This is a genomic window from Betaproteobacteria bacterium, assembly GCA_009377585.1.
Classification (GTDB): domain Bacteria; phylum Pseudomonadota; class Gammaproteobacteria; order Burkholderiales; family WYBJ01; genus WYBJ01.
The window spans coordinates 13,716-23,487 of sequence record WHTS01000096.1 but is presented as its reverse complement, the minus strand read 5'-3'; the positions used below and the strand labels follow the sequence as shown (position 1 = coordinate 23,487).

12 protein-coding genes are annotated in these 9,772 nt (G+C 65.0%); 5 read left to right on the top strand and 7 right to left on the bottom strand.

From position 1 onward, the window contains the following. Positions 1–107: 107 nt before the first annotated feature. On the top strand, positions 108–494 hold the full coding sequence (locus GEV05_23135; protein ID MPZ46225.1) for a DUF2069 domain-containing protein: 387 nt from the start codon (positions 108–110) through the stop codon (positions 492–494). A gap of 9 nt (positions 495–503) precedes the next feature. On the opposite strand, the gene GEV05_23130 is transcribed toward GEV05_23135, so the two are convergent. The 7 genes from GEV05_23130 to GEV05_23100 form a co-directional block, all read right to left on the bottom strand. Then, positions 504–704, bottom strand: coding sequence for a DUF2905 family protein (locus GEV05_23130; protein ID MPZ46224.1), 201 nt, complete (start codon positions 702–704; stop codon positions 504–506). Positions 705–720: 16 nt separating this feature from the next. Continuing rightward, positions 721–2,259: a 2-isopropylmalate synthase gene (locus GEV05_23125; protein ID MPZ46223.1), complete on the bottom strand. Its 1,539-nt coding sequence runs from the start codon at positions 2,257–2,259 to the stop codon at positions 721–723. Positions 2,260–2,593: 334 nt separating this feature from the next. Beyond that, positions 2,594–3,421, bottom strand: a complete 828-nt coding sequence (gene pssA, locus GEV05_23120) for a CDP-diacylglycerol--serine O-phosphatidyltransferase (protein MPZ46222.1) — start codon at positions 3,419–3,421, stop codon at positions 2,594–2,596. A 122-nt stretch (positions 3,422–3,543) separates the two neighbouring features. After that, on the bottom strand, positions 3,544–4,200 hold the full coding sequence (locus tag GEV05_23115; GenBank protein ID MPZ46221.1) for a phosphatidylserine decarboxylase: 657 nt from the start codon (positions 4,198–4,200) through the stop codon (positions 3,544–3,546). Between the two features lie 51 nt (positions 4,201–4,251). Continuing rightward, positions 4,252–5,268 (bottom strand): ketol-acid reductoisomerase, encoded by a 1,017-nt coding sequence (gene ilvC / locus GEV05_23110; protein ID MPZ46220.1) that lies wholly within the window; start codon positions 5,266–5,268, stop codon positions 4,252–4,254. Between the two features lie 178 nt (positions 5,269–5,446). Next, complete coding sequence (gene ilvN / locus GEV05_23105) at positions 5,447–5,938, bottom strand: acetolactate synthase small subunit (GenBank protein MPZ46219.1); 492 nt, start codon at positions 5,936–5,938, stop codon at positions 5,447–5,449. A gap of 28 nt (positions 5,939–5,966) precedes the next feature. Continuing rightward, complete coding sequence (locus GEV05_23100; protein MPZ46218.1) at positions 5,967–7,664, bottom strand: acetolactate synthase 3 catalytic subunit; 1,698 nt, start codon at positions 7,662–7,664, stop codon at positions 5,967–5,969. Positions 7,665–7,898: 234 nt separating this feature from the next. Between GEV05_23100 and GEV05_23095 the strand changes: the two genes are divergently transcribed. The 4 genes from GEV05_23095 to GEV05_23080 form a co-directional block, all read left to right on the top strand. Further along, positions 7,899–8,471: an RNA polymerase sigma factor gene (locus tag GEV05_23095; protein MPZ46217.1), complete on the top strand. Its 573-nt coding sequence runs from the start codon at positions 7,899–7,901 to the stop codon at positions 8,469–8,471. Continuing rightward, the gene (locus GEV05_23090) at positions 8,384–8,833 is read left to right on the top strand and encodes a DUF3619 family protein (GenBank protein ID MPZ46216.1); all 450 of its coding nucleotides are present in this window, start codon (positions 8,384–8,386) and stop codon (positions 8,831–8,833) included. Before GEV05_23095 ends, GEV05_23090 begins: the two co-directional genes overlap by 88 nt. Next, complete coding sequence (locus tag GEV05_23085) at positions 8,824–9,333, top strand: DUF3106 domain-containing protein (protein ID MPZ46215.1); 510 nt, start codon at positions 8,824–8,826, stop codon at positions 9,331–9,333. The genes GEV05_23090 and GEV05_23085 overlap by 10 nt, the downstream gene beginning before the upstream one ends. A 20-nt stretch (positions 9,334–9,353) precedes the next feature. After that, positions 9,354–9,772 (top strand): RDD family protein (locus GEV05_23080; GenBank protein MPZ46214.1); only part of this gene is annotated, 419 nt, incomplete at its 3' end.

Sequence of the window (9,772 nt, the reverse complement as noted above, 5' to 3'; positions counted from 1 at the left end):
CGAGAACATCGATCCCCGATCCACGAGAACATCGATGCCCCGATGCGCATACACCGGATGAGGCAGCTCGACACGGCCTCGCCCGCCATCGAGAAACCCGACGCATCATGGCGCGGCTGAGCTTCCCCGATCTCCTGCATGCGTGCGCGGTGTTCTGCCTTACCGCGCTCATCGCCCTGTGTATTGCGTGGGAGCTGTGGCTCGCGCCGCTGCGACCGGGTGGATCCTGGATGGTGCTCAAGGCGCTCCCGCTGCTCGCGCCGCTGTTCGGCATCCTGCATCGGCGGCTCTACACGTTTCGCTGGTCGGCGATGCTGGCGATCGCTTACTTCGTCGAAGGCGCGGTGCGCGTGTATGCTGATAGCGGCTTGTCTGCCGTGCTGGCAGGAATGGAGATCGTGCTTGCATTGCTCTTCTTCGCTGCCGCGGTCGCGTTCGTACGAGTGAGCTCGGGGCCGAGCCGCGGTGAGCGCGTGTCGTCGCCTGCCCGCTGAACGCGCGACTCAGCGTCGGAAGAGCCAGATCAGAACGCTGATGACGATCGAGACGACGATTCCGGTCGTAAGCGGAAACAACAAGTGAAAACCGTCGCGCTCGACGTGAATGTCGCCGGGCAGGCGGCCCAGACCGAGCTTCGAAAGCCACGGCCAGGCCACCCCCACGGCGACGAGGATCAGGCCGACAACGATGAGCCCGCGCGACATGGCTCTACTCGCCTCGTCACACCTGCGGATTGATGCGCTCGAACTTCGAGTGCAGCTTGTTCAGGGCGTTGATGTAGGCCTTGGCCGACGCGACCACGATGTCGGTATCGGCGCCCTGGCCGTTGACGATACGCCCGCCCTTGGTCAGGCGCACGGTCACCTCGCCCTGCGAATCGGTTCCGCTGGTGATGTTGTTCACCGAGTACAGCAGCAGCTCAGAGCCGCTGCCGACGATGGCCTCGACCGCCTTGAACGCCGCATCGACCGGACCACTGCCGCTCGCTTCCGAGCGCCGCTCCTTGCCGTCTTCGGTGAGCACTACGGCTGCAAACGGCTGCTCGCCGGTCTCGGAATGTGCGGTCAGCGCGACCAGCCGGTAGTGCTCGCTCTCGGCCTGGTCGTTGTCCTCTTCGGTCACGAGCGCCTGCAGATCCTCGTCGAAGATCTCGTGCTTGCGGTCGGCGAGATCCTTGAAGCGCTTGAATGCAGCATTGAGCGCCTGATCGCCGGCAAGCTCGACGCCGAGCTCCAGCAGGCGCGCCTTGAACGCATTACGCCCCGAGTGCTTGCCGAGCACGAGCTTGTTGGTCTTCCAGCCCACGTCCTCGGCGCGCATGATCTCGTAGGTGTCGCGGCTCTTCAGCACCCCGTCCTGATGGATGCCGGCCTCGTGCGCGAAGGCATTCGCGCCCACGATCGCCTTGTTGGGCTGCACCGGGAAACCAGTGATGGTGGACACCAGGCGACTTCCTGGCACGATCAGCGTGGTATCGATGTTGGTGTCGCAGCCGAACACATCCTGGCGCGTGCGCACCGCCATCACGATTTCTTCCAGCGAAGCGTTGCCCGCGCGTTCACCGAGGCCGTTCACCGTGCATTCGACCTGGCGTGCGCCGGCGAGGATCGCCGACAGCGAATTGGCGACCGCGAGCCCGAGGTCGTTGTGGCAGTGCACCGACCACACGACCTTGTCGGAATTCGGAATCCGTTCGCGCAGCGAACGGATCAGCTGCCCGAAATGCTCCGGCAGCGTGTAGCCGACGGTGTCGGGAACGTTGATGGTGGTCGCGCCCGCGTCGATCACGCGCTCGAGGATGCGGCAGAGGAAGTCGATGTCGGAACGGCCCGCGTCCTCGGGCGAGAACTCGACGTTGTCGGTGTACTCGCGCGCCCAGCGCACCGAGCGCACCGCCTGTTCGACCACCTGCGAAGGCTCCATGCGCAGCTTCTTTTCCATGTGGATCGGGCTGGTCGCAAGGAAGGTGTGGATGCGCGGCGAACGGGCCGGACGCACCGCTTCGCCGCAACGGCGCACGTCCAGCTCGTTGGCGCGGGCCAGGCCGCACACCGTACTGTCCTTCACTGCGGCCGCCACCGCACGCACCGACTCGAAGTCGCCGTCGCTGGCCGCGGGAAAGCCGGCTTCGATCACGTCGACCCGCATGCGCTCCAGGTGGCGGCCGATGCGCAGCTTCTCCTCGCGTGTCATGGAGGCGCCCGGGCTTTGCTCGCCGTCGCGCATAGTGGTGTCGAAAATGATCAAACGCTCTTTCATGGCTGTCTCCGTCTAGAGGCCCGGCATGCGACCGCGCTGACACGGGCATGAGCCGGCATAGATTATGGGTCCCCGGGTGCCGAAGCAACCGGAGCGGACGACTAACTGCGATGGGGGTTGGAGTATTTAGCGCGCGAGGCGCAGCAGCAGGCTGCCCAACAGGACGTTGGCCAGGCAAGACACGAAGAACATGGGCCTGCTGAATATCATGCGGCCGACTATATGACGCCGGGCGTGGTTTGGCAAGTCGAAGTCCATCGAGCGCACATTTCCACTTTTCGCCGCTACCCCAGCGCGTCGAGCAGCACCGATCGATGCGCGAGCCGCAATGCGCTCAGGTACCGTCCGACCCGGGCCCACCCGTTCCGGAATTGGGCGGGATCTGGCGCCGGGACGCCCGCCGCCGCTCCAGGTAGCGCATCGTCCCGTATACGTAGCCGGAAGCAGCGTACGAAACCGACAGGCCGAACAGCAACTCCGGCAGCGTATTGGCGAACGACACCACGATGCCGATGGTGAAGGCGATGACGACCACCACCCAGAACGGCACGCTCTTGCGCAGGTTGATGTCCTTGCCGCTGTAATACGGCACGTTGCTCACCATCGTGAGCCCGGCGAAGAGGGTCACGCTCCAGGCGAGCCAGCGGATGTCCCGGCCCTGAATCTGGTACTCGTTCATGGCCCACACCAGCCCCGCGACCAGACACGCGGCAGCCGGGCTCGGCATGCCCTGGAAGAAGCGCTTGTCGGCGACTTCGACCTGGGTGTTGAAGCGCGCGAGCCGCAGCGCCGCCCCGAGGCAATAGACGAACGCGGCGACCCAGCCGAGCCGCCCCATGACCTGCAGCGCCCAGACATAGGCGATCAATGCGGGCGCGAGCCCGAACGACACCATGTCGGACAAGCTGTCGTATTCGACGCCGAATGCGCTTTGAGTGCGCGTGAAGCGGGCGACGCGGCCATCGAGCCCGTCCAGCACCATCGCGACGAAGATCGCCATCGCCGCCAGCTCGAAGCGGCCGTTCATCGCCTGCACGATGGCGTAGAAGCCGGCGAACATGGCGCCGGAGGTGATCAGGTTCGGCAGCCAGTAGATGCCGTGACGGCGAAACCGGTTCTTCAGCAACCCGCGGTGACGGCCAGGCGGCGGATAGGGCTCCATGGGCGCCTATTGACGATCCGGTAAGCGGTTGACAAACCGCTTACCGCTGGACGCTCCCCTCTCCCTCTGGGAGAGGGGTTGGGGGTGAGGGAGCGAGCTGTGAGGCATTCTCAGGAGGCTCGCTAACGCAATTCGGCCAGCACGCTGGCACCCGCATACACCGTGTCGCCGACGCGGGCGCGCGGCGCGGCGTCCACGGGCAGGTAGACGTCGACACGCGAGCCGAAGCGAATGAAACCGAAGCGCTCGCCGCGGCGCAACTGCGTTCCCGGCTCGACGTAGCACAGGATGCGGCGCGCGATCAGACCCGCGACCTGAACGCAGGTCACGTCGACGCCACGCTCGGTTCGCAGCCACAGGGCGTTGCGCTCGTTGCCGGTCGATGCCTTGTCGAGCGCGGCGTTCAGGAAGGTACCCGCCGAGTACCAGATCTCGCGCACCGCGCCGTCGACCGGACTGCGATTGGAGTGCACGTTGAAGATATTCATGAACACCGACAGGCGCACCGCGTCGCGCTTCAGATACGGATCGTGAGTGCGCTCGACCGAAACGATGCGGCCATCGGCGGGCGCGAGCACGAGGTTCTCGCCCGGCGGCGGGGTGCGTGCCGGATCGCGGAAGAACTGGATGATGAACACCGCCACGAGCCACAGCGGGATCGACCAGGCCCAGCCGGCGAGCCCGGCGACTGCGGCCGCGACCAGGACCGACAGTGCGATGAAAACCCAGCCCTCGCGGGCGAGGACGGGATGGGGATAGAGCGAGCCGCCCGCAGCCATGGGTATGCCGTCAGGCAGCGCTGCCGAAAGGCTGCGGTCGCGACCGGTGCATCAGTTGCGCGACTTGTCGACCAGCCGGTTCTGCTTGATCCACGGCATCATGTCGCGCAGCTTCGTTCCGACCTTCTCCAGATCGTGCTCGGCCGACATGCGCCGCAATGCTTTCAGAGTCGGCGTGCCGGCGCGGTTTTCCAGAATGAACTCGCGCGCGAACTGCCCCGACTGGATCTCCTTCAAGATCCTGCGCATCTCCTCGCGCGTGCGATCGTCGATGATGCGCGGGCCGCGCGTGAAGTCGCCATACTCGGCGGTGTTCGAGACCGAGTAGCGCATGTTGGCGAGCCCGCCTTCGTAGATCAGGTCGACGATCAGCTTCACCTCGTGCAGGCATTCGAAGTACGCCATCTCGGGCGCATAGCCGGCTTCGACCAGCGTTTCGTAGCCCGACTGAATGAGCGCGGTGAGTCCGCCGCAAAGCACCACCTGCTCGCCGAAGAGATCGGTCTCGCATTCCTCGCGAAACGTCGTTTCGATCACGCCCGCTCGGGCCGCGCCGATCGCTGCCGCGTACGACAACGCCAGATCGCGCGCCCGTCCGCTCGCATCCTGATACACCGCGATGAGCGAAGGCACGCCGCCGCCCTGCACGTAGGTCGAACGCACCAGGTGCCCCGGGCCCTTGGGCGCGATCATCACCACGTCGAGGTCCTTGCGCGGCTCGATCTGCTGGAAGTGGATGTTGAAGCCGTGCGCGAAGGCCAGTGTCGCGCCTTTGCGGATGTTCGGCTCGATCTCCTGCCGGTAGACGTCGGCATGATGCTCGTCGGGCAGCAGGATCATCACCAGGTCGGCGCCCTTGACCGCATCGCCGACCGCCTTGACGGCAATGCCGGCCTTCTTCGCCTTGTCCCAGGAGGCGCCGCCCTTGCGCAGCCCCACGGTCACCTTGACGCCCGAATCCTTCAGGTTGTTGGCGTGCGCATGGCCTTGCGAGCCGTAGCCGATGATGGTGACCTTCTTGCCGCGGATCAGCGAAAGGTCGGCATCCTTGTCGTAGTACACCTTCATGGTTTCCCCTTTGATGATCGGACCCGGGCCGGCGCTCGTGCGCCGCATGAACGCCGAGCCGCTAGTCCCGAGTCAGAAGTTCGTCACCCCCGCGAACGCGGGGGTCCAGGTGGAGTCTCGTTCTGGATTCCCGCTTGCGCGGGAACGACGAATTACGACGAATTTACGATTCACCATACTAGAGCTTCAGTACACGATCGCCGCGGCCGATGCCGGAGGCGCCGGTGCGAACGGTCTCCAGGATCGCGTCGCGCGACACCGCCTTGAGAAACGCGTCGAGCTTCGAGCCGCTACCGGTGAGCTCGATGGTGTAGTCGCGGTCGGAGACGTCGATGATGCGGCCGCGGAAGATGTCGGCCATGCGCTTCATTTCCTCTCTGTCCTTGCCCACGGCACGCACCTTCACCAGCATGAGCTCGCGCTCGATGTGCTCGCCCTCGGACAGGTCGATGACCTTGACCACGTCCACCAGCTTGTTGAGCTGCTTGTTGATCTGCTCGATCACGTCGTCCGAGCCGCTGGTGACGATGGTCATGCGCGACATCGTCGGATCCTCGGTCGGCGCGACGGTGAGCGACTCGATGTTGTAGCCACGGGCGGAGAACAGTCCCGCGACGCGCGACAAGGCGCCTGGTTCGTTCTCCAGCAGGACGGAAATGATGTGCCGCATCGACCAGCGCCTCCCAGCGAAACGTCCCTCAGACGAGGATCATCTCGGACAGCCCCTTGCCGCCCGGAATCATCGGATAGACGTTCTCTGCCTGGTCCGTGACGAAATCCATGAATACCAGCTCGTTCTTTCGCTTGAACGCCTCGGCCAGCGCGCCCTCGACATCCGCCGGCTTATCGATGCGCATCCCGACATGGCCGAACGATTCGGCCAGGCGAACGAAATCGGGCAGCGCATCCATATAGGATTCGGCATAGCGGTTGCCGTGGAAGAACTCCTGCCACTGCCGCACCATGCCCATGTAGCGGTTGTTGAGGTTGATGATCTTGAGCGGCAGGCGGTACTGCTTGCAGGTCGAGAGCTCCTGGATGCACATCATGATCGACGATTCGCCGGTCACGCACGCGACCGTCTCCTTGGGGTGGGCGAGCTGCACGCCCATCGCCGCCGGCATGCCGAAGCCCATCGTGCCCAGGCCCCCGGAGTTGATCCAGCGCCGCGGCTTCTCGAACTTGTAGAACTGCGCGGCCCACATCTGGTGCTGGCCCACGTCGGAAGTGACATACGCCTCGCCCTTGGTCGCTTCGTACAGCTTCTGGATGACGTACTGAGGCTTGATGAGCGGGCTGGAGCGGTCGTACTTGAGGCTGTCGCGCGCGCGCCACAGCTCGATCTGCGCCCACCAGGTTTTGAGCGCGCTCGCATCGGGCTTCGCAGTGGAGGCGCCGAGCTGCTTGATCAGCTCCGGCAGCACATCGCGCACGTCGCCCACGATCGGCACATCGACCCGCACCCGCTTGGAGATCGAGGACGGATCGATGTCGACATGGATGATCTTGCGCTTCTCGTCGAAGAAGTGGTGGGGATTGCCGATCACTCGGTCGTCGAAGCGCGCACCGATGGCGAGCAGCACGTCGCAGTGCTGCATGGCCATGTTGGCTTCGTACGTGCCGTGCATGCCCAGCATGCCGAGAAACTGGTTGTCGCTCGCCGGGTACCCGCCCAGGCCCATGAGCGTGCTGGTGCAGGGAAAGCCGAGCTTGCGCACGAGTTGCGCGAGCTCCTTGGCGGCATTCCCCAGCACGACGCCCCCGCCGGTGTACACCATCGGCCTCTCGGCTTGCGTGAGTAGCCCGAGCGCCTTCTTGATCTGCCCGCCGTGGCCCTTGGTCACCGGGTTGTACGAGCGCATCGAAATCGTTTCCGGGTATTCGAACTTCAGCTTGGCCGCCGTCACGTCCTTCGGAATATCCACCACGATCGGCCCCGGGCGGCCGGACGCTGCCACGTAGAACGCCTTTTTCATCGTGACTGCGATATCGCGTACGTCCTTCACCAGGAAGTTGTGCTTCACGCAGGGGCGCGTGATGCCGACTGTATCGACCTCCTGGAAGGCGTCCTGCCCGATCGCGTGCGTGGGCACCTGGCCCGTAACCACCACCAGCGGGATTGAATCCATGTACGCGGTGGCGATCCCGGTGACCGCATTGGTGACGCCGGGGCCGGAGGTCACCAGCGCCACGCCGACCCGCCCGGAAGCGCGTGCGTAACCATCGGCGGCGTGCACCGCGGCCTGTTCGTGGCGCACCAGGACGTGCTTGACCTTGTCCTGCTTGAAAAGCTCGTCGTAGATGTAGAGGACGGCGCCGCCCGGGTAGCCGAAAACGTAGTCCACGTTTTCCTGCTGCAGGCACCGCACCACAATCTCTGCGCCGCTGATTTCCATTGCACTTTCCGGGAAAAGCCGAACTCGAAACATTACCGGCAGGCGTCGCGCCGGTCAAGCCGACGGCGGCCGGGCGTTGTCCGGAGGTCGGCGGCCGCGCCCGCCGTGGCTTACGCAGCGGGCATTTGCTAACATCGCCCGCGGAACGCAGGGACCCGAAAAATTCGAATCTGACGGCGGCCAGTGCAGGCGGCGGCAATCCCTGGGCGCGATTCCGGACAAGGCAAGCATAAACTGGCTACCCGCAAGGAACTGTCCGATTTCCTCGCTGAAGTCGAGCGGCGAGCGTACAAACAAGCGCTTTACGCCGTGCGCGATCCGCATACCGCGCTGGATATCGTGCAAGACGCCATGCTGAAGCTTGCCGAGAAGTACGGAGCCAGGCCCGCGCACGAGCTTCCGCTGGTGTTCCAGCGCATCGTCCAGAACGGCATACGGGACCATTTTCGGCGTGCGCGCGTACGTTCGTTCTGGACGTCGCCCCTGTCGGCGCTCAGGCCTTCCGGCGCCCAGGACGATGATTCGGATCCGCTCGAGAGCCTGGAAGTGGATCCCGGCGTGAAAATTGCCGCCGAGCGGCCACCCGCCGCCCTCGAACAAGCACAAACGGTTGGATTGATCGAGAAAGCATTGGAAGCCCTGCCGCCTCGTCAACGTCAGGCGTTTTTGCTGCGTTACTGGGAGGAAATGGATGTGGCCGAGGCGGCCGCAATCATGGGATGCTCGGAGGGCAGCGTGAAGACGCACTGCTCGAGGGCCACCCACGCCATCGCCGCATTCCTGAAGCGAAAAGGTTTCGAACCATGAGCATGAGCGAACACGAACTGGCGGGCCGCATCGTGCAACGGCTGGAACGCGGTCTGGACGAGATCGACCCGCGCACGCTGGCGCGCTTGCGCTCGGCGCGCGCGACGGCTGCCGAACGCATCCAGCCGGAGCCCGCACCCCTGCTCGCCTGGGCCGGTGCCGTCGGTCCGGTTTTGCTGTTGCGCCGCTTGAGTCCGCGTTACCTGCTGCCGATCGTTGGCATGGTGCTCACCGTGTCGGCGATGGTCTATTGGCAGCAGCAACAGCGCATCGAAGACCCTGTCGAAATCGACGCGAAACTCCTTGCCAGCGATCTGCCGATCGACGCGTTGCTCGACAAGGGTCTCGATACATGGCTGTAGCGCTAGCCTCGCTCGCCCTGCTGCTGTGTCTCGCTGCGCCCGCCGGCGCCCTGGCTGCCGAAGCGGCCCGGCCTGCCTGGTCGGAGCTGACGCGATCGCAGCGCAATATCCTGCAACCGCTGCAACACCAATGGCCCAGGATCAATGCGATGCAGCGCAAACGCTGGATGGCTTTGGCCGATCGCTATCCGCGGATGAGCCCGGCCGAGCAGAAACGCATCCAGGAGCGCATGCAGGACTGGGCGAAGTTGACGCCGCAACAGCGCGACGCGGCGCGCAAGCGCTATCGGGCACTGACCCGGATGACGCCCGAGCAGCGCCGAGCCATCATCAAGCAGTGGACCGAGTCGCAGGAAGCGCAGCAAGCGCTGCCGAGCGAAACGACGCCGCCGGAAAGCACCGAAAGCGCGAAATCGGCGGAGCCGCCTGCCGAGGGCGGCACGGTGCCGGAAACGGCCTCCGGGCTTGTCGCCGAGAAGCCTGAGCCGGCCAATCCTTAAGCCAATTTAAACCGCAAGCCGTGTCGCATCCCCAACCCGAACAGGTTGCCGCGCCTGTGCGCATTCGGCTGCTCGCGGCCGTCTACGAAGCGCTGCTGCTGGCCGCGCTCCTCATGCCGGCGACGGCGATCTTCATCGCGATCGCCGGCGACGCGCGTGAACAACCCCTGCACATCGTTCTGCAGATCTATCTGCTTGCGATCAGCGCAGCCTATTTCGTCTGGAGCTGGACCGGCGGCCGGCGCACGCTGCCCATGCGCACGTGGCGGCTGCGACTGGTCGATCGACGCGGTGCGCCCCCGGGCGCCGGCGTCGCGCTGGCGCGGTTTCTCATTGCGGCGGCCACCTGGCCGCTCGCTGCATTACCGTTGTGGTGGGCGCTGTTCGATCGAGAACGCCACTTCCTGCACGATCGCGCGGTCGGCACCCGTTTGGTGCG

Coding starts and splice junctions, on each gene's coding strand:
- ilvN (MPZ46219.1), bottom strand. CDS start 5,938: ATGCGGCACATCATTTCCGTCCTGCTGGAGAACGAACCAGGCGCCTTG.
- GEV05_23125 (MPZ46223.1), bottom strand. CDS start 2,259: ATGAAAGAGCGTTTGATCATTTTCGACACCACTATGCGCGACGGCGAG.
- GEV05_23085 (MPZ46215.1), top strand. CDS start 8,824: ATGGCTGTAGCGCTAGCCTCGCTCGCCCTGCTGCTGTGTCTCGCTGCG.
- GEV05_23090 (MPZ46216.1), top strand. CDS start 8,384: ATGCTCGGAGGGCAGCGTGAAGACGCACTGCTCGAGGGCCACCCACGC.
- GEV05_23130 (MPZ46224.1), bottom strand. CDS start 704: ATGTCGCGCGGGCTCATCGTTGTCGGCCTGATCCTCGTCGCCGTGGGG.
- GEV05_23135 (MPZ46225.1), top strand. CDS start 108: ATGGCGCGGCTGAGCTTCCCCGATCTCCTGCATGCGTGCGCGGTGTTC.
- GEV05_23115 (MPZ46221.1), bottom strand. CDS start 4,200: ATGGCTGCGGGCGGCTCGCTCTATCCCCATCCCGTCCTCGCCCGCGAG.
- pssA (MPZ46222.1), bottom strand. CDS start 3,421: ATGGAGCCCTATCCGCCGCCTGGCCGTCACCGCGGGTTGCTGAAGAAC.
- GEV05_23100 (MPZ46218.1), bottom strand. CDS start 7,664: ATGGAAATCAGCGGCGCAGAGATTGTGGTGCGGTGCCTGCAGCAGGAA.
- ilvC (MPZ46220.1), bottom strand. CDS start 5,268: ATGAAGGTGTACTACGACAAGGATGCCGACCTTTCGCTGATCCGCGGC.